Origin of the sequence: Pseudomonas sp. GM17 (assembly GCF_000282175.2) — a bacterium.
In the GTDB taxonomy this organism is placed as follows: Bacteria; Pseudomonadota; Gammaproteobacteria; order Pseudomonadales; family Pseudomonadaceae; genus Aquipseudomonas; species Aquipseudomonas chlororaphis.
Genome location: NZ_CP124732.1, coordinates 3749999 through 3774944, shown reverse-complemented (window position 1 = coordinate 3774944; position 24946 = coordinate 3749999). Strand labels below are relative to the sequence as shown.

Below are 24946 nucleotides of genomic sequence, written 5' to 3'. Positions count from 1 at the left end.
CCGCCTGTCCGTCGGTTCGGGCAACCGGGAAACCAGGGGCCTGGAGTAACCTGACAGGCAGCACTTCGCCCGGGCCGAATCGGAGGACAGGGCATGAATGATGAGTCCCGCGAGCAGGGCGAGCCGTTCAAGCGGCTGTTCTTCGCCTTGCCCTGCACCGCCGCCCAACGCCGGGCCATTGCCCAGTGGCGCAGCGCCCTGGGGCTCAGGAGTGGCCGGCCGGTGCCGGCGGAAAACTTTCATTTGACCCTGATGTTCCTGGGCTCGGTCACCGTGGCGCAGATTCCGCGGATCTGCGCCGCGGCGGCGAACGTGCGAACGCCCGGTGAGGCGCTGCACGTCCCGCTCGACCGCCTGGAGGTCTGGCGCCGGGCCGGGGTCTTGTTGCTGGCGCCGGCACAGGCGCCGCTGGCGTTGCGTCAGCTGGTGTATGCCTTGCAGGAAGCGCTGCTGCCCCTTGGGCTGGTCGATTCGCCGCGGGAATTTCGCCCGCACTTGACCTTGATGCGCGACTATCGGGCAGCGGTGCCCGAGTCCCAGACCCCTGCGGATTTTCAGCTGAGTGCCCGGCACTTCGCCCTGTACGAGTCGCATAAGGGCCGTTATCGGCCGCTGGCCGAATGGGCGCTGGCGCGGTGACGCTCGGGGCAGCCCTGTCGGCAGGTTCGCCGGTCAGCCGAAATCCGAGTGCCCCAGAGCCTGCACGTTATAGTTGATGAGGCCGAATCAATGGGAGGAGGACATGCGCCAGATCGTCAGCAAAGAGCCGTGGTGGGCCGCGCCGCCGAAACCGGGCCAGGATGAGTCCGAGCTGGACTGGGGCTGGCTGGTCACTTACAACGAGGGCGAGCCGCGCTTCGAGTTCGTCAAGGAGCGCCCTTCGGAGCAGGAGATCCGTCAGCGCAAGAGTTGCCGGACCACGCCGTCCGAGTAGCCGATCGGCGCGGAGGGCAATCTTGCGCGACCCTCACTGCTTGTAGCCGATCTGCCGCAGCAGGTTCTTGCGCCAGAGGATGTCGTCGTCGCCTTCCAGGCCCTTGGCGCAGAAGCCATCCACCACCCCCAGCACCGCCCGGCCCTGCGCCGTTTCAGCGAGAATCACCTGGCTCGGGTTGGCGGTCGCGCAGAAAATGCGGCACACCTCAGGCACCATCTTCAGGGTGTTGAGCACGTTCAACGGATAAAAACCGTCGCCGAGAAACACGATAAAGCTATGGCCGGCGGCGATCGCCTGGGCGTTCTTTTGCGCCAGCGCGATCATCGTCGGATCGCTGCCGGACCAGCGCACCAGGCATTGGCCGGAGGCTTCGCAAAAGGCCAGGCCAAAGGCGATGTTCGGCACGCTGGCGACCAGGGCTTCGTGGATGTCCTCGACGGACTTGATGAAGTGGGTCTGGCCGAAAATGAAGTTGGTGGCTTCCGGCTTGTCGATGTTCACGCTGATCAATTGCATCTCGAACCACTCCTTGCCGATGTCGCGCGGCGCTGGGGGGCGTTGACGGAAAAGGGGGCGCCCGTCGTAGCCCGTTATCGGCGAGGCGGGATTGCTTCCAGCAACAGATCAAGCATAGCCACACATCGAGCCGCCACGCTGGTCCCTGACCGTCAGCGCCTAGAACTTGGCGTAATTCAATGCGTCGACAATCAGCGAGCCACCCACGCCGGTCAGCGACAGAAGCAGGGCGCGCACCAGTGGTTCTTGCGAGTAACTTGAGAAGGCTCCGGTATGGAGGTCGTTTATGCGTCCGCGGATCAGTTCGAGCTTGTTGTAGACCGGTGTGTTGTCGGTGATTTCCAGCAGGTAGTCATCGAGGCGCCGTAATGCTGCGCCACGCGCTTTTTCTGCGGCACGGCGCAGCGACAGCGCGGAAGCCAGCAATATCAGGGTGGTCAGCAGGAAAGAAATGACGATGCTGGGCGGTGTCGGCCAGTTGTCGAACACACTGTTGCGCGACGCAATCAGGATCAACATGACCACCGTCGGGGCATAGATCAGGCGATTGACAGTGGCCGTGCGTTTGGCGATCAGTTGCATGTCCACCCAATCGTCGATGCAGGGGTGCAAAGCAACACCGAAGAGCCTCTGGTGCTCCTCGCGTAATTCTTTTGGCCAGATCGCGTAATGCTTGCTCAGGTTGCGGATGAACCGCGTCAGCAGGCGATTGGCATCCACCACCCAGAACACCAGCAACTGGAAGGCCAGGGTGGGCAGCAGCCAGTTCCATATCCAGATCGATGAATCGCCTCGAGTGGGAGCGCCTTCCATTGGCCAGAGCACGAAGAGCGCGCTGGTGGCGACGATGAATATCCAGGTGGCGAGGAGGGCGCGCAACATTCGGGCACCGAAGGTGCCACCCACACAGTGCTCCTTCCAGAAGCGAGTGACGAAAATGATCCCGCGCTTGTCTGCGCCATAGGGCAGGACCGCAGTTATCAGTCGCTGATGCAGGCTCCAGTCGCGATTGTTGGCTGAGAGCGGGACCAGGATCAGGAACAGGCAGCGTCCCAGCGCGGCGCGCCACTTTTGCAGAGTCGTGCCCTTTTCTCGGTGAACGAGGCGCAGTAGCAGCCCCCATAGGTTCATCTGCAGCTTGCTCATGTACCGGTCCAGGTGGTAGGCCTTTTCGATCTCGATACTGTTGATGCGCAGGGTGCGCCAACCCCAGGCCAGCGCCGTGATCGAGATGACCACGGCGAGCAGGCGCAGGGCCACGGTGGGCCAGGCGCTGATGCCCTCGAACAGGAACATCGGCTCACCCAGCCCGTCATCCGTCAATGCACGCCGGATCTGGTACATCCACAGCAAGGCCAGGACGAATACCACGATCGGTACCACGACGTACCACGCCGAGGCGTCGAACAAGCTACTGCTTGCAGGAGCGGGGACCGGTCCGGGTTGCGCTGGTTGGGGCTGATGACGGCGGATAAGTTCCGAGCAAACGATGCCCAACAGGATCAGCACGAAGGCGGTCCACATGAACTCCACGCGCCAGAACCGCATGGCGAGCCACGCCGACAGTCCGGACACCACATACAGCGTCAGCGGGATACTGTGCACCCAGGCTGGCAGTTTGCTGTCTCTGGATTGCGCATAGGTCCACCACCAGCCGAGGAGGATCGCCAATACCAACAGGATGAACGTCAGCGGCCCGGCCCAGAAAAACGATTGTTTTTCATCGAGCTTGTCGCGTATCGACTGAGAGAGTTCGGGATAAGGAGGGGGCGACGGATCCTGCAGGCAGCGCAACGCCATGAGGTCATGCGTTGCTTGCCGGGTCTGGCCGGGTGCGGCGCAATCCTTGGGGCGTTCGGCACTCTGCTTGTTTGACAGGGGGATGAAGCCGCTGATGCCCACCTCATAGATGCCCGGCGAAAGCAGCTCCGATTTGGAGTAGTCGAACTTCGCCCGCTTGGCCTCGTAGTCCTGTGGTGCCTGGGCAGCCAGAACCGCGATGAACACAGCGCTTTGCAGACTCTCGCGAAACGGCGGCACATCCTGTTGCAGGGCGCGGGTCAGCGTGAGCCCGTAAGGTGCTGCCAGGACCAGGTTGCGGGTGGTCTGGGCCTGGCCGCGCTGGAGCATGCGCGCATCGAGGTTGGTGGAGAAAAACACTTTGTTCGGCATCCGGCCCTTGAGGGCCTGCAACACCAGCAGCTTGTCGTAGGTATCGGCCCCCAGCACACCGATGGCGCCGATACCGCTGGTGCCCTTGCGGCGATAGGCTTCGTCCTCGCGCGCGATGTGGTCGGCGAGGCGGCGCAGGTAATCGAGCTGGGAATTGCCGTCGGACTTTTCCAGCGGGCTCAGATCCAGGGTGTTCTTGTCCTTGCTGTTTTTATTGTCATCGCTACCAGGCGCCTTGTTGCCGCTGGCGGCCTCCTCTGGTACACGCCCGTCCACGCCTCGCAGGTAGCTGAAGCGTAAGACCCAGTCATTGACCGCCACCTGGTCTTTGCCCTCGATGCCGGCATCCTGGGCAACCTGCGATTTAAAACTCTCGCTCAGTGCGCGGCTGTAGAAACTGTCCCACTCGGAGACCAGCGCAATGCGACTGGGGCGCTGCCAGCCGCCAGAGCCGCAGCGGGTTCCGACCCGCAGCAATGCTCCTTGGCTGCATCCCATACCCGCAACTGGATCCACATGGCGCAGCTTCAGTTCGTCTAGAAGCAGGCGTGTCATGACGCCGTCGTCGCTGACAGTACGCAGCAGTTTCATGGAGCGTTTCGGCGCCGCTGGTGTTTGCTGCTGGGAGGTTGCTTCGCCGGGCGAGGGCTTGTCCAGGGCATGCATCAATATGTCGTAATCAGCAGTGGCCAGGGGGGAGTAAATCTCGATATTGGGCTTGGCATAGCCGTTGGCTTCGTCCCGATACATATCGAGCAGGACTTTCGAGGTGGAGGGGCCGATGACTTTCAGCAGTGTCGGCTTCGGGCAGCTTTCTTGGGATGGGCAAGCCGAGGGAACCTCTTTCTGCAGGGTGAGGCGCAATGTTTCGAGTTGTTGTAGCGGGTTCGAACCAAGAAGCTCCTGCTTTACCCAGAGCAGTATGGTCTGGGCGGATGGGCGCGGTCTGTCCTGTATGTCCCTGGGTGGGTCGAATGGATTGGCGATGAAGGTTTCATAGGGGATTTCTACGCGCTTCAGCTTGCCTTGCGCATCGGTTTGCAGCTCGCCTGACAGGTCGTCGGCAAGGGCCAGGCAACGGATGTGCTGCTCGTCCTCGGGCACCATGCGCGAGTTTTTGACCCCGGCCAGGATTGCATAACGAATGCGCCGGCGCATTTCCACTTCATCAGCGTATGGGCCGCCTTCGACCAGCGCCACCATGAGTTGGGGAGGCTCCGCCGGTTGTTGCATTTTTTTTTCGTCCAGGACCGCTGGCGTAACGACAACAAGATCGGAACTGCATTCAAAGTCATTACTTGGGGGCTTGTTACCGTCCTTGAACTTTTTGCGATGACGCTCGAGCGCATCGAACGGGTCCTGCCACAACCGGGCTTCTATCGGTGGTTGCGCCTGGAATTGTGCGCCGATGGGGCGTGGTTCGAGGAAAGGCTCGCGAGTGAGGGCGAAGGTCGAGACGACCAGACTGAGGATGAGGGCGCTACCCGGTAACCAGAGGACGAGGTTGTTACCTGAGCCATTGCTGTTGTCCATGGTCTTTTCCCCCTTCCTTAGGTGTAGGGCCGACCGCTATGCATAGGTATAGCCCCCGGATCAGGCTTTATCTACCGGCCCTCCGACGCTGCAACGAGGGTGTCGCAGGGCCAAACGAGCGTGCTTTCAAGCGGCCTGGGGCGCGCGAGCAATTGGGCCGCTGACCGGTGGCTTCATGCTGGGGGCGGGAACAGGATCGGCGGTCATGCGGCGGGGGCGCAAGGCTGCTATTCCTTCCCTTGGGACAATCGTTTCAGACCAGACGGAATGCGGGTCGATACCGATGCGTGGCCGTGGTCAAGGTGCCTGCCAGGTGCGCGCGCAGAACAACGGGCACCAGTTTCGCTGGAGGTGCCAAATGTTATTCATTGTCAGCTGGTCAATCAGTCCCGAGCGTCGTAACAGTGCGATCGAGCGATTTCTCAAGACCGGTGGGGCGCCACCCGCAGGGGTGAGCATGTTGGGGCGCTGGCATGCCGTTGGCGGCATGACGGGGTTTGGGATCGCGGAAACCAGCGATCTCGCGCTGATGCAGAAATGGGTGCTTGAGTGGAGCGACCTGCTGCGCATGGAAGTGCACCCGGCGTTGACCGATGAACAGGCCGCGCCGCTATTGGCGGCAGCGCTTGGCAGGTAACGGGCAAGCAGACCGTTGGCGATCCGCCGAGGGCTGTCTGCCTCGGCCAATATACGGGGTAACGCTGTTTGTCGGCGTGCCCCGGCCATTCACGAAGTGGAGGTTGTCATGCCAAAGTTCGTCATTGAGCGCGAGATGCCGGAAGCCGGGGCGCTTACGCCGCAGGATCTGCAACAGATCTCGCAAAAATCCTGCAAGGTTATCAGTGAGCTGGGGTCGCAAGTGCAGTGGCTGCATAGCTACGTCACGGGCGACAAGATCTATTGTGTCTATATCTCCCCGGACGAGGAACTCGTCAGGGAGCACGCCAGGCTAGGCGGTTTTCCGGCGGACCGGGTATCGCGAGTCACCTCGATCATCGATCCGACGACGGCGGAGTAGGGGCTGCCGCCGAGGTTCGCGCGCCAACAGCTAAGGAGGTTGTAGGAACGAGCTTGCTCGCGATGAACGTGAGAGCGCCGCGTTTACCCAGTCAGTGGGCGTTATCGTTAACGGCTATCGCGAGCAAGCTTCGCTCCTACAGTAACGAGCCGGGATCAGCTTTTTTGTGGTTACGGCGTGCCGCGCGGCGGTCCGCTGGGCGTCTTGATAGACAAACGGCTGCGCAGCGCTTGGCTATGCTGTCGAGTCTATAGCCGGTATGCAGCCGGTCCCCATGTCCCCAGCCCCAAGAGCGCCATGAGAAAAACCACCCAGCAGATGTTGCTCCACGAAATCGCCGACTGGCGCCACCGTGGCCTGATCGATGCCGAGGCGCAGCAGCGGCTCGGCGCCCTGTACGAACGTCCCGAACACCGCTTGTCCACGGTCCTGCAATGGCTGGGCATCGGCGCGGTGCTGCTGATCGGCATGGCGGTGCTGGGCGGCATTGGCCTGCTGGCCGAGTCGGTGCTGGTGGGGGCGGTGCTGTTTTTCGCCGCCGGTGTCGGGCTGTGGCTGATCGGCGCGCGCCTGGCCCGCGACCCGGCGCGACGCATGCCGGTCACCGGGGTGGCGATCCTGACCATCGGCCTGATCCTGATGGGCGCCAGCCTGTTGCTGGGCAGCTCCGACAGCGAGACCGGCGACTTCGGCAACCTGCCCCTGGCGCTGCTGGTCACCGCCGCCCTGAGCATTGCCACCGCCTATGGCTATCGCCTGCGCTGGCCGCTGCTGCTGGGCCTGCTTTGCGTCTTCCACGGCCTGGGTTCGTGGGAGTGGTATGGCGGTTCCGGCACGTACTATTTTGGCATCCAGGACCCGCGCTCCATGGCCGTGATTGCTGCGTTGACTGCGCTCCTGGGGCTCTGGCACCAGCGCGCCGAGGATCACGCCTTGCGCCGCTTCAGTGGCTTCGGACGGTTGTATGTGATCTTCGGGCTTCTGTACTTCAACTGTTCGCTGTGGTTCCTCAGCCTGGAGGAAGCTTACCGGCAGACCCTGACCTGGACCCTGTTGTTCACCTTGGGCGCCATCGTCCAATTGGTGCTCGGCGCGCGCTTCAAGCACCCCAGCTTCACCGGTTTTGGCGTGGTGTTCCTCGGCATCGACCTGTACACGCGCTTTTATGAGTACGCCTGGGAACAGCTGAGCGCCGCGGTGTTTTTTGCCGTGGCCGGCGCCCTCGGCATGCTCCTGGGCTGGTTGTTCGAACGCACCGCGCTGCGCGCCGGGGAGGCTGGCCAATGAACCCGGATCGCCGCAATCGCCAGGTGCACAACGCCCTGGACCAATGGTTGCGCGACGGCCTGATCGACACCCAGGCCCACGCGCGGATCGCCGAGCTGTACCCGCAGACCCGCTGGGACTGGCGTTCCCTGGGGCGCTGGTTCCTGACCTTCGGCGCCATCAGCCTGGCGGCGGGCTTGCTGATCCTGCTGCATGAGCACCTGACGTTCACCTTGCCGAAGCTGGCGGGCGGCCTTGGCCTGTTGATGGTCGGTTTGTTTGTCGCCGGGCGCTGGCTGCTGGGCAAACAGCTGAAGCTGCTCGGCGCGACCCTGGAGTTGCTCGGCGGTTTTGCCCTGATCGGCCTGAGCCTGGTGCTGGGCATGATCTACTCCGACGGCTCGGGCAACTGGCCGGCGCTGTTGCTGGTGGACCTGCTGCTGTTGCTGGCGCTCAGTTATGTGCTGAACAACGTCTTGCTGCTGACCCTGTGCAGCGTGCTGTTCTTTATCTGGTTCGGCGGGCGCAGCGGTTATGAGTCGGGGTGGGGCGCCTACTGGTTCGGCATGAACTACCCGCTGCGCTTCCTCGGCGCGGCCCTGGCCATGGTGCTGTTCGGCTTTGTCCATCTGTGGGGCGAGGCCTCGACGCTGGCCCGTTATCGCGGCTTTGCCAAGGTGTGGATTTCCGCCGGGTTGTTCATGGCCCAGATGTCGTTGTGGCTGTTGTCGCTGTTCGGCAGCTACGACCTGATCGACGGTCCGTGGCACCTGGTCGAGTCCGGCGAACTGGTGCTGTTCAACGGGCTGTGGGCGGCGTTCAGCCTGGGCTTGCTGGCACTGGGCATTCGCCTGCGTTTTTCCATGCTGGTGGGTTATGGCGCGACCTTCTTCATCATCCAGCTGTACACGCTGTTCTTCACCCAACTGGCGGACACCCTGGGCTGGTTCGTCAGCTTGCTGATCGCCGGCGGCAGCCTGCTGGGGCTGGTGATCTGGCTGGAAGGCAGACGCCAGCAACGCCGGACTGTGCCGGGCGAAGCCGGATCGGTGTAGGGAAGGGGAGAAGCCCATGCCTGAGGTTGCGGGCATGGGCAAACGACAGGCGTCAGGCCGTCAGTCGTTTTTCGATATCCCGGTAGGTTTCGCTGTCTGTGGCCGCCAGCAGTTTGCGGCCATCCTTGAAGGTGCCGATGAAGGTCACCTCGGTTTCTTTGCCGGCTATCAGGTAGCCCGCAAGCGCACCCACCGGACCCAGCAGCATGGCCCCGGCGATGCCGTAGCCAATGGCGTCCCTGTTGGTGATGCTGTCCTGTGTCGCGATTTCCAGGTGTTTGAATGCGGAGGCTTTGACCTCGACGCCCGGGGAGGGGTTGGTCACGGTCGGCAACTTGAAGACGCCCTGTCGGTACTCGCCATTCCCTTGTAGAAAATCACCAGCCAATACATTGATCTTTGCCATGTTGAATATCCTTGTTCAAGCATTGCGGATTGACCATACAGCGCCGTCCCACGCCCACCGTCAATGGGTGGGCGATGAAGGGCGGTACCACTGATCGGTGATGTTGCGCCTAACAGCATCGGTCTCGAGTGTAGACGTTTGGTTGACGCAGATCAGTGCGCTGGTCGCAATGGGCTACCGCTCGTCCGTTTGATTCTGCGCGGGCTGCAAGGCTGTCATGAGCTGCCTGGAGCTCATGTTCGATAATGTTAATAAATGTTAGATTGAAAAAATACTTCACATAATCTGTTCATTGGTAGATGATCGGCCACAACCTGATAACAACAAATCACAGGACGGCCCTCGATGTCCGACAAGGTCTCGATTCACCCGCCAGGCGACCCTGTCGCCCCCGTCGCCCGTGCTCCCATTCATCCTGCGGCCCGCCGCCCGCGCCTTGCCGGCGTGGACCAGGCTGCTGTCACCCCTGGAGTACCCCATGAATAACAAGAATGTCGGTGTTGTCGGCTTGGGCGCGATGGGCCTGGGCATTGCCCGCTCGTTGCTGCGCGCGGGTTTCAAGGTGCATGCCTGTGACGTGCGTGAAGCGGTCACCCAACAGTTCGCCAGCGAAGGCGGAGTGGCCTGTGCGTCGCCGGCGCGGATGGCCGAGGCCTGCGATGTGATCATCACCGTAGTGGTCAACGCCGAGCAGACCGAAACCGTGCTGTTCGGTGGAGAGGGCGCCGTGTCGGCCTTGGGTGCCGGCAGCCTGGTGATCGGTTGCGCCACCGTGGCGCCGACCTACGCCGTGGAGCTGGGCGAGCGCCTGGCCGAGCAGGGCCTGCTGTACCTCGACGCGCCGATCTCCGGCGGCGCGGCCAAGGCCGCCGCCGGCGAGATGACCATGATGACCTCCGGCCCGGCTGCCGCCTACGCCAAGGCCGAAGCGATCCTTGCCGGCATGGCGGGCAAGGTCTATCGCCTGGGCGACGCTCATGGCCTGGGTTCCAAGGTCAAGATCATCAACCAGCTGCTGGCCGGGGTGCACATCGCCGCGTCCGCCGAAGCCATGGCCCTGGGCCTGCGTGAAGGGGTGGACGCTGACGCCCTGTACGAAGTGATCACCCACAGCGCCGGCAACTCCTGGATGTTCGAGAACCGCGTGCCGCACATCCTCAAGGCCGACTACACACCGCTGTCGGCGGTGGACATCTTCGTCAAGGACCTGGGCCTGGTGCTGGATACCGCCCGTGCCAGCAAATTCCCGCTACCACTGTCGGCCACTGCGCATCAGATGTTCATGCAGGCCTCCAGCGCTGGTTTCGGCCGCGAGGACGACTCGGCAGTGATCAAGATTTTCCCGGGCATCGACTTGCCGACCGCCAAGCCCGAGCCTGTCTGAGGAACGCTCCATGACCCATTCCACCGCACGCCCGTTGCTGGGCTGCATCGCCGACGATTTCACCGGCGCCACTGACCTTGCCAACATGCTGGTGCGCGGCGGCATGCGCACGGTGCAAAGCATCGGCATCCCTAGCCGCGAAGTGGCGTCCGGGCTGGATGCCGACGCCATCGTCATCGCCCTCAAGTCGCGCACCACGCCGGTGGCCGAGGCGGTCGAGGAATCCCTCGCGGCCCTGGACTGGCTGCGCGAACAGGGTTGCGAGCAGATCTTCTTCAAGTACTGCTCGACTTTCGATTCCACCGCCGCCGGCAATATCGGCCAGGTCAGCGAGGCCCTGCTCAAGGCCCTGAACAGTGATTTCACCCTGGCGTGCCCGGCGTTCCCGGAAAACGGCCGGACCATTTTCCGCGGCCACCTGTTCGTCCAGGACCAGTTGCTCAGCGAGTCGGGCATGCAGCATCACCCGCTGACGCCGATGACCGACGCCAACCTGGTGCGCGTGCTGCAGGCCCAGACCCAACTGAAAGTCGGCCTGCTGCGCTACGACAGCATCGCCGGGGGCGTCGAGGCGGTGCGGGCGAAGATCGCCGAACTGCGCGCGCAGGGCGTCGGCATGGCCATCGCCGACGCGCTGTCCGACCAGGACCTCTACACCCTGGGCAGCGCCTGCGCCGACCTGCCGCTGCTCACCGGCGGCTCGGGCCTGGCCCTGGGCCTGCCGGGCAACTTCCGCCGCGCCGGCAAACTGCGCGACTTCGACGCGGCGTCGCTGCCGACCGTTGCAGGCGGCGAAGTGGTGCTGGCCGGCAGCGCCTCGGTGGCCACCATCGGCCAGGTCGCGGCCTGGCTGGAGGCCGACCGTCCGGCCCTGCGCATCGACCCCATGGCCCTGGCCGCCGGCGAGCCGGTGGTGGAAAACGCCCTGGCCTTTGCCCGCGACAGCGACGAAACCGTACTGATTTACGCCACCAGCACCCCGGCCGAGGTCAAGGCGGTGCAACAGCAGCTCGGCGTCGAACGCGCCGGCGCGCTGGTGGAGAACGCCCTGGGTGAGATAGCCCAGGGCCTGCGCCAGAACGGCGTACGCCGTTTTGTGATTGCCGGTGGCGAAACCTCCGGCGCGGTGGTCAAGGCGCTGGGGGTCAACCTGCTGCAGATCGGCGCGCAGATCGACCCGGGCGTGCCGGCTACCCTCAGCAACGCCGCCGAGCCGCTGGCGCTGGCCTTGAAGTCCGGCAACTTCGGCAGCCGCGACTTCTTCGCCAAGGCCCTCAAGCAACTGGCCGGAGGTGCCCGATGAGCGCCGCGGCGAACAAGGAACAGGCCCTGCGCGAAGAGATCTGCGACGTCGGCCGCAGCCTCTACCAGCGCGGCTACACCGTGGGCAGCGCCGGCAACATCAGTGCGCGCCTCGACGATGGCTGGCTGATCACCCCGACCGACGTCTGCCTCGGCCGCCTCGACCCGGCAGCCATTGCCAAGGTCAACCTGGCGGGGGAGTGGGTGTCCGGCGACAAGCCATCCAAGACCCTGGCCCTGCATCGCCAGGTCTATGACCGCAACCCGGGTGTCGGCGGCGTGGTGCACACCCATTCCACCCATCTGGTGGCGCTGACCCTGGCCGGGGTATGGAGGCCGGACGACATCCTGCCGCCGCTGACGCCGTACCAGGTGATGAAGGTCGGGCACATTCCGCTGATCGGCTACCAGCGCCCGGGTTCGCCCAAGGTCGCCCAGCAGGTGGCGCAACTGGCCAACAGCGTGCGCGGGGTGATGCTCGAACGCCTGGGGCCGGTGGTCTGGGAAAGCTCGGTGGCCAAGGCCAGCTATGCCCTGGAAGAACTGGAAGAAACCGCGCGGCTCTGGCTGATGAGCAACCCCAAGCCTGCGCCGCTGGATCAGGCAGCCCTGGATGAGCTGCGCGAGACCTTCGGCGCGCACTGGTAGCGCGCCGCTGTAAACGACACTGCAAGCACCGCCCGGGAGTCGTCCTCAGTCTCTCGACGGCCCCGGCTTGCCTTTAAAAAACAATAACAACAGGACATCCCCGCATGACGTTCCCTGACTGCAGCTGTTTTGGCTTCACCGGCGCTTCTTTCTCTTATGAGGGAGGGGCCGCGCAATGAGCCCGCTTATCCTGATGTTGACGGCCGGCGCGGGCATCGCGCTGCTGCTGTTCCTGGTGCTCAAGTACAAGTTCCAGCCCTTTGTCGCGCTGATGCTGGTGAGCATCCTGGTGGCGCTGGTGGCCGGGGTGAAACCGGCCGACCTGGTGGCGACCATCGAAGGCGGCATGGGCAAGACCCTCGGCCATATCGCGATCATCATCGCCCTCGGCGCGATGATCGGGCGGATCATCGAGCTGTCCGGCGGCGCCGAGGCCCTGGCCAAGACCCTGATCGAGCGTTTCGGCAACCGCCGCACGCCGCTGGCGCTGACCATCGCCGGGTTCATCATCGGCGTGCCGGTGTTCTTCGAAGTCGGGGTGATCATCCTTATGCCGCTGGCCTATGGCGTCGCTCGCCGGGCGCGCAAGCCGCTGCTGGTGTTCGCCTTGCCGATGTGCGCGGCGCTGCTCACCGTGCACGCGTTCCTGCCGCCCCATCCGGGCGCCGTGGCCGCGGCCAGCCAGCTGGGCGCCGACCTGGGCCGGGTGCTGATGTTCGGCCTGCCGATCACCGCCTTCCTGTGCTACGTCGGCTACCGCGTGGCCGGGCGCATGACCCGGCGCTTCTACCCGATGACCGACGATATCCGCGCCGAAGTCTATGGCCCCCACGTGACCAACGAGGACCTGCAGGCCTGGACCAACGGCAATGCCAAGGACCCGCAACAGGCCGCGGTGGCCGTGTCCCACATGGGCCTGGAAGAGTCCACCAGCGCCATAGTCGCCAAGCTGCCGCCAGCACCCGCGCCCGGTTTCGCCCTGATCGTCAGCCTGATCCTGCTGCCGATCGTGCTGATCCTGCTGGGCACCCTGGCCACTTCGTTGCTGCCGGCCGAATCGACCTTGCGCGGCATCATGACCGTACTCGGCGCGCCGCTGGTGGCGCTGCTGATCGATACCTTGCTGTGCGCCTGGCTGCTGGGTTCGCGCCGAGGCTGGAGCCGCAACCAGGTGTCGGACGTGATCGGCTCGGCCTTGCCGGGCGTGGCCATGGTGATCCTGATCGCCGGGGCAGGCGGGGTGTTCGGCAAGGTGCTGGTGGACACCGGGATCGGCGCGGTGGTCTCCGACCTGCTGCGCACCACCGGCCTGCCGGTGCTGGCCCTGGGCTTTTTGCTGACCATGCTGCTGCGCGCGGTGCAGGGTTCGACCACCGTGGCCCTGGTGACCACCGCCGGGATCATCAGCCCGCTGATCGCCACCCTTGACCTGACCCCCAACCACATGGCGCTGCTGTGCCTGGCCATGGGCGGTGGCGGGCTGGCGATGTCGCATATCAACGACGCCGGCTACTGGATCTTCACCAAGCTCGCCGGGCTCAACGTTGCCGATGGCCTGCGCACCTGGACCGTCATCACCACCTTGCTCGGTACCCTGGGTTTCTGTATTACCTTGCTGATCTGGCCTTTTGTCTGAGCCGTTTTTAGGAGCCAACATGCCTCGTTTTGCTGCCAACCTAAGCATGCTCTACCCACAGCACGGGTTTCTCGAGCGTTTCGCCGCCGCGGCGGCCGACGGTTTCGAAGCGGTGGAGTATCTGTTCCCCTACGACTATAGCCCCCAGGAACTCAAACAGCGCCTGAGCGACAACGGCCTGGTCCAGGCCCTGTTCAACGCACCGCCCGGCGACTGGGCGGCGGGCGAGCGGGGCACCGCGACCCTGCCGGGGCGCGAGGCGGAGTTCCGCGCCGGCTTCGAGCGCGCCCTGGAATACGCCGCGGTGCTGGGCAACTCGCGCATTCATGTAATGGCCGGCCTGCTGCCCTCGGAAGAGCTGCGCGAACGCCATCACGCGGTGTACCTGGAGAACCTGGCCTACGCCACCGCCCAGGCGGCCAAGGTCGGGGTCACGGTGCTGCTGGAGCCGATCAACACCCGCGACATGCCGGGCTTCTTCCTCAACCGCCAGGACCAGGCCCAGGCGATCTGCAAGGAAGTCGGCGCGAGCAACCTCAAGGTGCAGTTCGACTGCTACCACTGCCAGATCGTCGAAGGCGACCTGGCGACCAAGCTGCGTCGCGACTTCGCCGGCATCGGCCATATCCAGATCGCCGGCGTGCCGGACCGCCACGAGCCGGACCTGGGCGAGCTGAACTACCCCTACCTGTTCGCGCTGATGGACCAGCTGGGCTACGACGGCTGGGTCGGTTGCGAGTACCGGCCGCGGGGCGATACCTCGGCCGGCCTGCAATGGCTGCGGGACTGGAAAGCCTTCTGAGGGGCGGGCGGGGCGGCGCCACGGGGTAGCGCGCGCCGCCCGAAAACCGCGATTCTGCGGGAATCTGAACATTTCTGGAGGTGTCGGCCTTCGCTCCCCAGCTGCGGGTACATTGGCTCCCTGTCGCCAGGGCCATCACTGGTGCCATCAATGGGAGCGGGGAGCATGGAAAAGTCGATATTCGTCGATCAGTCGGGCCTGGACGACGCGCCTTGTCGCCCGCACGATCTGCATTGGGAACAGATCCCCACCGTGACCCTGGAGCGCATCGAGCGTGAATACCGCCGTGCCCGGCGTACCACCATTCTTGGTCAGTGGATCAATATCGCCAGCGTGCTGCTGGTGGTGCTGAGCGCCGCCTGCGGCCTCTGGCTGTGGAACCACTTCCGCGCCCAAGGGCTGGACCAGGGCTTTGGCCTACGCCAGTTGTTCGTGCTGTTGTTCTTTTTCGCCAGCCTGTGCGCGGTGGTGGAGTGGCTGCGGCGCATTCGCCGCACCACCCGGGTGGCCCTTGACGGCTTGAGCGAAGACCTGCGGGATATCGCCTGCGTGCTGTGGTTCAGAAAGCAGCACCGGTGAGCGGCACCCGCGCAGCGGCTGTCAGTCTTTCGCGGCAACCGCTTGCGAGTCGGACGGCAGCAGCAATTCCACCCCTTGCTTGCGAATCCCGTCCGCCGCGGCCTGGGCCAGGTCGTCGTCGCTGATGATCACGTCGAACTGCTCCAGCCCGGCGATGCGGTACATGCTGAAGGTGCCGTACTTCGAACTGCTGGCCACCAGCACCACCTGGGACGCCGACTGCATCGCCACCTGCTTGACCTCGACCTTCAACGCCGACGGCGTAGTGATGCCGCGGCGCAGGTCCCAGGAGCTGGTGGACATGAAGGCGATGTCGGTCACCACCTGACGCAGAGTCGCCACCGCCAGCCCGCCGACGCAGGAATGGTTGTCGTGGTCGAGCTGGCCGCCGGTGTGGATCACCGTGACCTGCGGTGCCTCCATCAGCGCCTGGACGATACCGAAGTCGTTGGTCACCACGGTCATGCCCGACAGCGCCTTGATGTACGGCACGATCTCCAGGGTGCTGGTGCCGGCGTCCAGGTACACCGTCATGTCCGCGTGCAGCAAACGCGCCGCCAGCCGCGCCATGGCCTGCTTCTGCGGCAGCTCGACCACCGCCTTGCTCTGGTGGCTCGGCTCGCTGTGCAGCTGGCTGGCGATGCGCACCCCACCGGTCACCGAATAGGCCCGGCCTTCCTGCTCCAGCAGGGCAATGTCGCGACGCACCGTCATGTGCGAGCAGTCGAACATCTCCATCAACTGATGCACGCTCAACACCTGGTGCTTGCGCAACTGGCGCAGGATCAGCTCACGACGCTGCTCGGGAATCATCGGGGCGCCGCTATCGCTGGCGATGTCCTTGGGGTTGGGCATTGAGGCTCCGCAGTGGCTGGGCAGAAGGCAGGTAACTGGCGGACATAGTAGCGAATCCGCGAGGCGTGGACGAGAACCCGTATAGGGCCGCATGGCTCTGCTTCTGTAGGAGCGCAGCTTGCGCGCGAAGAACGATGACGCGATATTCCTGCATTGCGCGTGACGGCTATCGACCGGCAAGCAGTTACCAAGGAGCGGTCATGGACCCCAGACGTTATGAACACCTGACGATCAGCGTCGAGCCCCATGAAATGCGCATGAGCCATTGGGTGTACGCACCCAGGGTGGTGGATGCTCGCGATGGCCGGGTGCTGCTGGACCTGAGTGGCGGGCCGTGGGATCTGGTGTCCTGCTCGTCATCGACGGCGGCGGTGGAGCTGCTGTTGCGCAAGTATCCCGGAGAGCGTGAGGCGCTCCGCCTGAGCATTCGCCTGGCCGACAACAGCCTGTGGCTGGAGGGCACTGCGGTTGCCACCGAGAATATCGAGGGGGCGTTGGAGAGGGCGCATGGCTGAGCCGCGCCGTGGCTCATGCCGGCGAAGCGTCACCGGGGCCTGACGACCGTTGGTAAGCTGGCGGTTCTTTCTTTTGCCAAATGGCATTAGAGTGAATGCCATCTGTCATCCGGCAGGGAGATGATCATGACCGCCGCCGCCAAGAAAACCGCCACCGTGAAACCTTCGGCCGAGGCTGAGAAGGCCAAGGGCAGTGTGCCCAAGGCCATCGCCAAGGTCGAACCGCGCAAGCCCTCCGCCAGCCGCATCCGCGGCCCCAAGGCCAACCTGCTGCGCGAAGAGGCGGCGGTCTATGCGCTGCCTTCGCCCATGGTGCGCGGGCTGCTGCCGGGCACTGACGCCGATGACCCGATGGCGGTGTTCAGGGCCACCCAGCTGGGATTCTCCCTGGGTGCGGTGATCGAGCTGGTGGAGTCGGTCGAGGCCTTCAAGCGCTACAACGTGCTGGCGAAGATCGTCGGGTTTTCCGAGCGCACCCTGGCGCGGCGCCTGAAGAACCAGGACCAGGCCCTGACCCCCGAACAGAGCGCCCGCGCCTTGCACTACGCGCAAGTGCTGGAAAAGGCCGAGGCGGTGCTGGGCTCCCGGGCGCTGGCCGAAGACTGGATGACCCAGCCGGCGCTGGGCCTGGATGGCGAAGTCCCCATCGACCTGCTGGCCAACCCGGTGGGCTATGAACTGGTGACGGACTTTCTGCACCGGCTCGAGTTCGGGGTCTACTGATGCTCACTGACCCCTTGGCCCCGGCCCTGCATTTCTGGCGCCTCGACCAGGCCCGGCATGCCTCGACCTGGAACAGCGGCATTGGCGCCGAAGGCAGCGGCGGACGCTGGAACCCCAAGGGGGTGCAAGTGGTGTACGCCAGCCTGGATGCCTCGACCGCCATTCTGGAAGTGGCGGTGCACAAGGGCTTCAAGGCCCTCGACTGCCTGCCCCACACCCTGACCGCGGCCCGGGTGCTGGAGCCGTCGCGGGTCCACACCGTTCGCCCCGAAGACATCCCCAACCCCAACTGGCTGATCCCCGGCACCCCCAGCCACAGCCAACAAGCCTTCGGCGCCAGCCTGCTAGAGCAGCATCCCTTCGTGCTGATCCCCTCCAGCGTGTCGCGCCATAGCTGGAACCTGCTGATCAACCCCTTGCTGGCCACGGGGTTGTATGAGCTGGTGTTGCAGGAGCGCTTTGCGCTGGATGGGCGGTTGAGTCCGCCGGAGCATGTCGTGTAGCGCAGCAGCACCGAGCAATTTCAGAATCTTCCTACACCCCGGCTGTCGCCACTTAGCGTAACGTTCCGTTGCCAACTGCAACCAAACTTGCCCCCATCTTGATGGGGGCTTTTTTATGGACGATGTGGAAGTGGACACGGATGAGCGGCTATGTACCCAACGCCCCGAAGGGCTATCGCAATAGAGGCGTGGAGCCTGTCGATATCGGTGAACAGCGTTGGGCCGAATACAAAGATCTGCCAGCTAAACCAGAGGCAAAACCTGGTTCTGTTGGCTGTGTCTTCGCCAAGTCCTGCACCTTGCCCAATGGGGTGATAAACCACAGCAACCCAGGCGGCTTTGTACCTGTCGAGTCACTGAATCAGTACGGTACCTATGTGGTGATGGGCACCGGTCCAGTGATATCCGCAAGCGGGACCCTACTGCAATGGATTGGTGGCTCGGACAGTGCTGCCGCCCTCATAGCCCGCCTTCGAGGCACCTTGGCGTTGGCCGGTCCAGCGACAGCTGTGGGTTTCGCGGCATTACTGCTGCCTGACGATACGTCAGCTGACAGTGCGTTCTATACCTCCGAGCAATACGCGCAGTTAAGCCAAGGGAACACCCGTGTACGGGTCAACGTAAAACACCTGCCGGATGGCTCTGTGAGCGTATATGGGTTCTATACCGGGACCAAGGCAGAGTGGCAGAAGGTGCCCGTAATTGCGGCTCAAGCGCGAGGAGATCAACGGGTAGCGGATTTGGGGAACTGCACTGAGCTCATATGGACTCCGGCAACTGATCCAAGCACTGTGCTAGGCATCCCCGCGCTGAAAGGCGCCTCGTTGAAGCCCGGGACCTGGGTTTTTCCTCCCACTGAGCAGGCCGATAAGATACTGGTCAACCCAGTGCATCCCCCCGACTACCAAGACGCGATCATCTGGTTTCCCAACACGGGTATTCAGCCGATTTATATTTCGCTGAGTGTTCCGGGGGACCATAGCTATCATCCCGCCCCTAAAGGACTGACGGCCTTTCCTGATGCCAAATGGGCCAAATCGAAAGCCTCAATTCAAGGGGCGGAGGGAAGCGGCACCGTTGGGTGGATAGCTCAGGAAAAATTTACGAATGGGACAGTCAGCATGGGACTGTTGAGATGTACGACAAACGGGGTAAGCATCTAGGCGAGTATGACCCCGAGACAGGGGAACAGACCAAACCGGCTAAGCCGGGTAGGACAACCCCAAAGTAATCGTTAGGAGTAGTTCATGTATTTATGTATTGCAGGCTTTTTCCCCGATGGTCACGAAAATGAATTTGTGCAATTTGAACTGGACGTAGCACCGGAATTCAATCAGACCGTGCTTGATCTGGTCGGCTGGGGCTCCCTCGAAGAGGGCGTGAGACATGGCGTTATGGAGTTAACCGCAGCACAAGTCAGGCAGATTGAGAATGTGCTTGGAAAACCCATACCGAGTGATCTGGATATCTGTATTAGCGTTTTTGCCTAGAAACTGGGATGCGGTCTATGCACCTGTACCTCACCGGCTTTTTACCCGATGGCTTTGATGACACGTCATTAAAATATGAGCTGGGCGTCGCTCCAGAATTTGAATAGAAGGTAATGGACATCTTGGGCTGGGAAAGCCTAGCCGCTGAGGCTGATGGTGAGTTGCCACTAACCAAGGAGCAGGTCAGTCAGATAGCCGTAGCCATCAAGGAGTCCTTACCCGATCACCTTGATTTGTTTATAGATGTCGTCGCGTAGCGCCATTGTTGGGGCGATAGCTCAGGAACGTTTATGAGTAGGACGCTCTGCGCAGGGAAGAACCACACTCAAATGAAGAGGCGTTTTATGTACTTGCGCATCACAGGCTTTCTACCTGACGAAGCTAACGACGACTCATTGCAGTACAAGCTGAAAGTCTCATCTGAGTTTGAACAGGCCGTAATGGAAATATTGGGTTGGCAGAGCTTGGCGGCCGAAGCCGATGGCGAGTTGCTGCTCACCAAGGAGCAGGTCAGACAGATAGCATCAGCCATCAAAGAATCCTTACCCGATCACCTCGATTTGTTTATTGGCGTGGTGGCGTAGCTCCACCCATCATCCGTGATCCCTGTCGACCCATTGAAGGGCGAAATCAGGAAGTTCTGATCGTTCTTCTCGTCCCCTACGATTAGCAAAGGTTTTTAGTACGGAGGTTTGGGAAAGCTCTGATATTTACGACTTTTCTGCATTGATAGGGTCGGTGCCTGAATTTTTCAGACACTCAGGATGTACTCATGGCCTATGTCATCAGGGAAGGAGACCCGACCACGACGGGTGGGAAGGTTATAGCAGGTTCGTCAACGACCATCGTTGAGTACCGCAAAGTTGCACGCATCACCGACCCAGTGTGGTGCCCGGTATGCCAGTCGGTGGGGTATATCGCGGAGGGCCATAACACATGGCTGGATAACCAACAGGCTATCGCGGTGGAAGGGTGCGCCGTTCAGTGTGGTTGCCCTGTAGGTTCTAACCGTCTTGTCGCCACTCAATCTTCTGTCCTCTCGGATAATCAGCCAGCGGTCCCTGTTCCCACCGCCTTGGTGCCGCAAGTTGTGGCGAACACCCAGCAATGGGCCGAAGCGATCAGGCGGGGATATTCGCAAAACCAATTCGCAGATTCACTGCCGCGCGATCAGGTAAAGGGGCTGGCGCCCATCAGCGAAACGGCGCTGTCAGCGCCCGCTCGCTTGTCGCAACAAGGCGTAGAGCCGGGCTTTTATATCGTTCAGTCCCCGATGAGCCGTGCAGCCCTCGAAGTGGTGCTTTTCGGTCGGCCCGACGCGGCCCTCCTGGAGAAGTTTCGTCGGCTCAACCCCCAACTGACGGACACCGCCAAACCCGGCCAGATGGTGGTCCTCAGCCATCCCGAAAACCATCAGTGCAGCCGGGAAGAAGCCCTGCTGATGGACGCAGCGCAAAAGGTCAGCGCCGCGTTGGACACCCTCGCGGCCGAGGAGGCGGCCTTTATGGTCCAGTACCGGCAGCAGATCGAGTCCGTGCTGTCTTATGGCTCAACCAACCTTGGGGTCGCGACCGCTGCTGCCGGCAACCATCTGGACGGTATTAAAAGAACCTTGCAGGCCATCGAATCCCTCCACCAAACCTACTTCCTGCGGGATGGGCATCTACGCAGCGTCCAGTTCTTCGCCGAACGGCGGGCACTGCTCGCCCGGCTGGACGCAAACCTCACCTCCATCACGAAAATGAGCATCGCCTTTCCCGACCACCCGGACCTGAAAACCGCCCTGGGGATTTCCAGCCGCAGCCTGGTCCATCATTGGACCAAAGCGGGAGCAGTGGGGCAGATACCGGGGTATGCAACGCATATCGAGGGCGTGTCGAAGGCTTCCACGGTGCTCAAGTATGGGGGGTGGATTGGCACGGCTTTGGGCGGTGGCGCGTCTTATGTGAAGGTTCAGGATGTTTGTTCTGCGGGGAATAAAGAGGCTTGCGAGAAGGTGAAGTTTACTGAGGTGGGGAGTTTTGCTGGTGAGGTGTTCGGAGGGGCAATCGCCAGCCCGGTTTTAACCCAGGCTATGACTTCCATCTGTGCTGCAGTTGCTGTTCCTACAGGGGGTATGGGCGGTGTTGTCTGTGGTTTGGTGGTGGTTGGAGCGGGGAGCTATTTGGCAGGGAAGGGTGGAGGCGCCTTCGGAGAACTCCTCGGAGAAAATATTTATGAGGTCGGACAATGAGTAAGTTAAGTACGGCGGAGTACGTGCTTACCTTTTTGGGTGTGGCCACGTTTTTGGGTGGGGGGATTACTGCTGGGGTGTATTTCTATCTGAGCTTCACCCGAATGGATGAAGTTTTGGGGTATGTAAAAAAACTGCAAGGTAGTAAATAATCAAAGGTATTATCTTTATATGGGCGCTTGGGGGCGCTTTTTAATGATTGGGATGATTTCGGGTGCCTTGGCATACTCTAACTATCAAATTAGAAAGGGGATGATGGATGCTGGTGATGTAGATAATTTTCCTGAGCCGCTCAAGCGGAGACTGATTGCAATGTTTAACATGCAGTTAGTATTCCTGGTCTGTCTAATAGTTGAGTTTATTGTTCTGAAGTTGATCAGGCCGTGATAAGTGGCGTTATTTATGAGGTTTTCAATTGGGCCTGCTTAACCTGGCGGCAGTTGTGCTTGCATTCACATTTGCCGGAATACTTGTTGGTGCCTTTGCCCTGATGGGCGTTTTTCTGTATGTCGGGTATTCACGTATGGAGGAAATGCTGGGCCATCTTGAGAATTGCCAAGCAATACAGCAAAGAAGGTTTCTTATGCACGTCGGGCCGTGGGGGACAGTCATGCTCACGGCGTCGATTGCGGGAATCATGACATTTCCCGGAATCTATCTTCGTCACGGCGGAGTCAGCCAGGCGGACTTGGACGCTTTTCCATCGACCCTAAAGCGCAAGCTGGTCCTGTTGCATATCGTGAATATTGCGTTGGCCGTGGGTGGTTTTTTGGTCGGCGGAGCAATGGTTGTGTGTTGGAGCTATGTAAAAAAAGGCGGCCTTTAAGGCCCCGAGGTTCGGACATAAACTGCCACGCCTTTGTCGTTGCCCCGTATCGAGCCCAGAGCTAGCCTTTGATCGTCGCTGCAAACGCAGTGATCGGGCTTGGTAACCCGTTTTGATACAGGCGCATCGATATGGAGTTCAATCATGTGCGCCGACAAGTCGTCCGTAGATCGCGGCTTTTCTAATCTCCTTTTCCTGCTCAATTACGTCTGCTTCCCAAGAGCAAATGGAGGTGCGCTATGAGCACCTTCACCCCGATCAAAACCCTCGGCTTCGTCACCTTTGGCCCTTGCGGCGATGGCGAGCTGCCGACGTACCTCTGCACCAAGCCCTGGAACACGCTTCGACCCTGATGTACTACGCCAAGAAACTCGCCCTGGATGCGGCGATGGAAGAGCAGGGCGAGCGTTACGCCTGGGCCGCGCACTTTCTGGCGGAGATGGGTAAGGCGGTGATCGATGATGTGGGATTGGGGCTGAGGGAAGAGGAGGTATTGCAGGTTTAACAGGATGCTGGATAGAGCGCCGGTTCTGGATGGCAGGGAAACGGCGTTTTTTATGGCACTCACCTCGGCAGCGCACAGTCGATTTCCCAAAGTCTGGTTCGACTATCTTTCAGGGAACGAAGCCGATGGATCGCAATGACCGTCGGCGTTCCCTTCGGCCGGGCCATCCAGGAGCTGTTCTCGCAACCGTTCGATTTGCTGCTGGGGCGCCGTATCGGTCGGGAGCTGCCCGGGGACGTAGCGACGACAAAAGAGCAACTATGCTAGGCCTGATGCCGAAATTGATTGGGCAGATCGGGCTTTGCGTCCTTGCGTCGTGGAAAAGCAATGGGAATGGGATCGATCCGCTTGGGTTGAATTGACCGTCGCTGCCTCTCAAGGACGGTCTGTTGGAGGTCTGAAGTTGCGTATCGCTTTTTTGGTGAACCGAGATGTGGAGAGCAACCTCACTCTCAACTTCCTGTTGCCCGAGATTCACGAGAGCACCGTGGGGATATTCCTCTCGGAGAGAGTGGGAACGGGCAGGCAGGTACCCCGCATGCTCGGACAACTCGCATTGATCGAGCAGGACCTCTTCAATGCCTTGGCTCCGGGGTTGAGCGGATCGAGCGATCAGGTCAGCAGCGGGCATCGATTCGGTTTTGCAGAACTGCAGCAACGCTTTGGGGTACCTGTGCGGGTCTTGCCCAGCTTGCGGGACCCAGCGGGCCTGCAAATGCTGCGGGAGGCGGGAGCGGATCTGTTTGTCTCAATCCGCTTTGGTCAAATCCTCTCCAATGACGCGTTGGTCATTCCGTCACGCGGCGTCCTCAACCTTCACTCTGGCCTCTTGCCTCAGTATCGAGGCGTTCTCGCGACGTTCCGGGCGCTGCTCAATGGTGACCCGGAGATCGGCTGTACGCTCCATTGGATCGACAGTCCCGGCATTGATGTGGGTCGCATCATTGAGACTGCGCGGGTGACGGTCGAAAAGGAGCGCTCCTTGCTGTGGCACATCCTTGCACTTTATCAACCCGGCGCGGGCCTCATCCTGGACGCAATCAGACGCCTGGAGCGCGGCGAGCCCATGACGGGGGCGCCTCAGGATCCATCCGCAGGGGCCTACTACTCCTTTCCCAGCGAAGATGACCTGATGCGCTTCACGACACTGGGGTGGCGGCTCTTCGATCGCGAGGACGTCTGGGATCTTTTCGAGTCGTACGGATTTCCGTTGCGCACGCGCACGCTTTGAGCGTTGAACGAAGGAAGAGGTTCACCGGGCTGGCGAGGCATTGATCTGGCGTTTTTCCAGCGTTGAATCTGACCGTCTCGCGTGAGCGGCTGCATGGCTGTGTTTCCAGTTGCGACCAAGGCCGGATAGGCCGACTCCTCGATACCCCGCGCAGAGCGCGGCCCGCCCTGAGTGACCGCATTTCAGATATTTCCAAGACGATGGGGTTAGACATAAACTGCCACGCCTTTGTCGTTGCCCTGTATAGAGCCCGAGACTAGCCTTTTGATCGTCGCTGCAAACGCAGTGATCGGGTTTGGTCGCCCGACTTTGATACAGGCGCAACGATATGGAGTTCAATCATGCGCGCTGGCAAATCATCTTCAGATCGCTGTTTTTCTAATCTCCTTTCCCTGCCCAATTACTCCCGCTTTCCAAAAGCAAAGGGAGGTGCGCTATGAGCACCTCCACCCCGGTCAAAACCCTCGGCTTCGTCACCTTCGGCCCTTGCGGCGATGACGATCAAACCCTGTTTCGCGTCAACGCCGACGTGCCTCTGCACCAAGCGCTGGAGCATGCGTCGACCCTGCTGTACTACGCCAAAAAACTCGCCCTCGATGCCGCCATGGAAGAGCAGGGCGAACGTTACGCCTGGGCCGCGCACTTTCTGGCGGAGATGGGTAAGGCGGTGATCGATGATGTGGGGTTGGGCTTGAGGGAAGAGGAGGTGCTGAAGGTTTAGTGGAGGGATGATGTTGCAGAGCGCCGTTTCTGGGTGGCAGGGAAGCGGCGTTTTTTAGGGTGGTTACCCCGCATCGTACTGTCGATTTCC

26 protein-coding genes and 3 pseudogenes are annotated in these 24946 nt (G+C 61.8%); 25 read left to right on the top strand and 4 right to left on the bottom strand.

Annotated features, from left to right (window positions below; genetic code table 11):
• Nucleotides 1-93: 93 nt before the first annotated feature.
• Both thpR and PMI20_RS16935 read left to right on the top strand, forming a co-directional pair.
• Nucleotides 94-639, top strand: a complete 546-nt coding sequence (gene thpR / locus PMI20_RS16940; RefSeq protein WP_007931884.1) for an RNA 2',3'-cyclic phosphodiesterase — start codon at nucleotides 94-96, stop codon at nucleotides 637-639.
• Between the two features lie 103 nt (nucleotides 640-742).
• Entirely contained in the window at nucleotides 743-934 is a 192-nt protein-coding gene (locus PMI20_RS16935) for a hypothetical protein (protein ID WP_007931882.1), read from the top strand.
• Nucleotides 935-967: 33 nt separating this feature from the next.
• Here the strand turns inward: PMI20_RS16935 and PMI20_RS16930 are convergent, their stop codons facing one another.
• Nucleotides 968-1453 (bottom strand): adenosine-specific kinase, encoded by a 486-nt coding sequence (locus PMI20_RS16930; protein WP_007931881.1) that lies wholly within the window; start codon nucleotides 1451-1453, stop codon nucleotides 968-970.
• 159 nt (nucleotides 1454-1612) lie between these two features.
• Nucleotides 1613-5158, bottom strand: coding sequence for a hypothetical protein (locus PMI20_RS16925; protein ID WP_007931879.1), 3546 nt, complete (start codon nucleotides 5156-5158; stop codon nucleotides 1613-1615).
• 358 nt (nucleotides 5159-5516) lie between these two features.
• On the opposite strand from PMI20_RS16925, the gene PMI20_RS16920 reads away from it, so the two are divergent.
• The 4 genes from PMI20_RS16920 (at nucleotide 5517) to PMI20_RS16905 (ending at nucleotide 8497) form a co-directional block, all read left to right on the top strand.
• Nucleotides 5517-5795, top strand: a complete 279-nt coding sequence (locus tag PMI20_RS16920; RefSeq protein WP_007931878.1) for a DUF3303 domain-containing protein — start codon at nucleotides 5517-5519, stop codon at nucleotides 5793-5795.
• 108 nt (nucleotides 5796-5903) lie between these two features.
• On the top strand, nucleotides 5904-6176 hold the full coding sequence (locus PMI20_RS16915) for a DUF4242 domain-containing protein (RefSeq protein WP_007931876.1): 273 nt from the start codon (nucleotides 5904-5906) through the stop codon (nucleotides 6174-6176).
• Nucleotides 6177-6473: 297 nt separating this feature from the next.
• On the top strand, nucleotides 6474-7463 hold the full coding sequence (locus PMI20_RS16910) for a DUF2157 domain-containing protein (protein ID WP_007931873.1): 990 nt from the start codon (nucleotides 6474-6476) through the stop codon (nucleotides 7461-7463).
• Nucleotides 7460-8497, top strand: a complete 1038-nt coding sequence (locus PMI20_RS16905) for a hypothetical protein (protein ID WP_007931872.1) — start codon at nucleotides 7460-7462, stop codon at nucleotides 8495-8497. The genes PMI20_RS16910 and PMI20_RS16905 overlap by 4 nt, the downstream gene beginning before the upstream one ends.
• A 52-nt stretch (nucleotides 8498-8549) precedes the next feature.
• On the opposite strand, the gene PMI20_RS16900 is transcribed toward PMI20_RS16905, so the two are convergent.
• Entirely contained in the window at nucleotides 8550-8903 is a 354-nt protein-coding gene (locus tag PMI20_RS16900; RefSeq protein ID WP_007931870.1) for a hypothetical protein, read from the bottom strand.
• 478 nt (nucleotides 8904-9381) lie between these two features.
• Here PMI20_RS16900 and ltnD point away from each other — a divergent pair, with 478 nt between their 5' ends.
• From ltnD to PMI20_RS16870, 6 genes are all read left to right on the top strand, one after another.
• Nucleotides 9382-10287, top strand: coding sequence for an L-threonate dehydrogenase (gene ltnD, locus PMI20_RS16895; RefSeq protein WP_007931868.1), 906 nt, complete (start codon nucleotides 9382-9384; stop codon nucleotides 10285-10287).
• A 10-nt stretch (nucleotides 10288-10297) separates the two neighbouring features.
• On the top strand, nucleotides 10298-11590 hold the full coding sequence (gene otnK, locus PMI20_RS16890) for a 3-oxo-tetronate kinase (protein ID WP_007931866.1): 1293 nt from the start codon (nucleotides 10298-10300) through the stop codon (nucleotides 11588-11590).
• Entirely contained in the window at nucleotides 11587-12237 is a 651-nt protein-coding gene (gene otnC / locus PMI20_RS16885) for a 3-oxo-tetronate 4-phosphate decarboxylase (RefSeq protein ID WP_007931864.1), read from the top strand. Before otnK ends, otnC begins: the two co-directional genes overlap by 4 nt.
• Nucleotides 12238-12412: 175 nt before the next feature.
• Nucleotides 12413-13873 carry a GntP family transporter gene (locus tag PMI20_RS16880; RefSeq protein WP_007931862.1) on the top strand — a complete coding sequence of 487 codons (1461 nt, stop codon included), beginning with the start codon at nucleotides 12413-12415 and terminating at the stop codon, nucleotides 13871-13873.
• 19 nt (nucleotides 13874-13892) lie between these two features.
• A complete protein-coding gene (gene otnI / locus PMI20_RS16875; protein ID WP_007931860.1) occupies nucleotides 13893-14675 on the top strand; it encodes a 2-oxo-tetronate isomerase in 783 nt (260 codons plus the stop codon).
• Between the two features lie 165 nt (nucleotides 14676-14840).
• A complete protein-coding gene (locus tag PMI20_RS16870; protein WP_007931859.1) occupies nucleotides 14841-15254 on the top strand; it encodes a hypothetical protein in 414 nt (137 codons plus the stop codon).
• A gap of 21 nt (nucleotides 15255-15275) precedes the next feature.
• Here PMI20_RS16870 and PMI20_RS16865 read toward each other — a convergent pair whose 3' ends face one another.
• Nucleotides 15276-16109, bottom strand: a complete 834-nt coding sequence (locus PMI20_RS16865) for a DeoR/GlpR family DNA-binding transcription regulator (RefSeq protein WP_007931857.1) — start codon at nucleotides 16107-16109, stop codon at nucleotides 15276-15278.
• Between the two features lie 200 nt (nucleotides 16110-16309).
• Between PMI20_RS16865 and PMI20_RS16860 the strand changes: the two genes are divergently transcribed.
• From PMI20_RS16860 to PMI20_RS16800, 13 genes and pseudogenes are all read left to right on the top strand, one after another.
• On the top strand, nucleotides 16310-16624 hold the full coding sequence (locus PMI20_RS16860) for a hypothetical protein (protein ID WP_007931855.1): 315 nt from the start codon (nucleotides 16310-16312) through the stop codon (nucleotides 16622-16624).
• 126 nt (nucleotides 16625-16750) lie between these two features.
• Nucleotides 16751-17347 carry an Xre family toxin-antitoxin system antitoxin gene (locus PMI20_RS16855; protein ID WP_007931849.1) on the top strand — a complete coding sequence of 199 codons (597 nt, stop codon included), beginning with the start codon at nucleotides 16751-16753 and terminating at the stop codon, nucleotides 17345-17347.
• A complete protein-coding gene (locus PMI20_RS16850) occupies nucleotides 17347-17850 on the top strand; it encodes an RES family NAD+ phosphorylase (protein WP_007931847.1) in 504 nt (167 codons plus the stop codon). The genes PMI20_RS16855 and PMI20_RS16850 overlap by 1 nt, the downstream gene beginning before the upstream one ends.
• A 101-nt stretch (nucleotides 17851-17951) precedes the next feature.
• Nucleotides 17952-19013, top strand: a complete 1062-nt coding sequence (locus tag PMI20_RS16845; RefSeq protein ID WP_502945119.1) for an S-type pyocin domain-containing protein — start codon at nucleotides 17952-17954, stop codon at nucleotides 19011-19013.
• Nucleotides 18959-19081: pseudogene (locus PMI20_RS16840) on the top strand (colicin E3/pyocin S6 family cytotoxin); the annotation flags it as partial. The gene PMI20_RS16845 and the pseudogene PMI20_RS16840, both read left to right, overlap by 55 nt.
• Nucleotides 19082-19097: 16 nt before the next feature.
• Complete coding sequence (locus PMI20_RS16835) at nucleotides 19098-19340, top strand: pyocin S6 family toxin immunity protein (protein ID WP_007931843.1); 243 nt, start codon at nucleotides 19098-19100, stop codon at nucleotides 19338-19340.
• Between the two features lie 8 nt (nucleotides 19341-19348).
• Nucleotides 19349-19597, top strand: a pseudogene (locus PMI20_RS16830) (pyocin S6 family toxin immunity protein).
• Nucleotides 19598-19684: 87 nt separating this feature from the next.
• Complete coding sequence (locus PMI20_RS16825) at nucleotides 19685-19924, top strand: pyocin S6 family toxin immunity protein (RefSeq protein ID WP_007931838.1); 240 nt, start codon at nucleotides 19685-19687, stop codon at nucleotides 19922-19924.
• Between the two features lie 188 nt (nucleotides 19925-20112).
• A complete protein-coding gene (locus tag PMI20_RS16820) occupies nucleotides 20113-21573 on the top strand; it encodes a PAAR domain-containing protein (RefSeq protein WP_007931837.1) in 1461 nt (486 codons plus the stop codon).
• A 415-nt stretch (nucleotides 21574-21988) separates the two neighbouring features.
• Nucleotides 21989-22399, top strand: a complete 411-nt coding sequence (locus PMI20_RS16815; protein WP_052034503.1) for a hypothetical protein — start codon at nucleotides 21989-21991, stop codon at nucleotides 22397-22399.
• A 239-nt stretch (nucleotides 22400-22638) separates the two neighbouring features.
• A pseudogene (locus PMI20_RS16810) lies at nucleotides 22639-22904 on the top strand (DUF3077 domain-containing protein).
• Nucleotides 22905-23307: 403 nt separating this feature from the next.
• On the top strand, nucleotides 23308-24135 hold the full coding sequence (locus PMI20_RS16805) for a formyl transferase (protein ID WP_007931812.1): 828 nt from the start codon (nucleotides 23308-23310) through the stop codon (nucleotides 24133-24135).
• A gap of 436 nt (nucleotides 24136-24571) precedes the next feature.
• Nucleotides 24572-24856, top strand: coding sequence for a DUF3077 domain-containing protein (locus PMI20_RS16800; protein ID WP_007931811.1), 285 nt, complete (start codon nucleotides 24572-24574; stop codon nucleotides 24854-24856).
• Nucleotides 24857-24946: the final 90 nt, after the last annotated feature.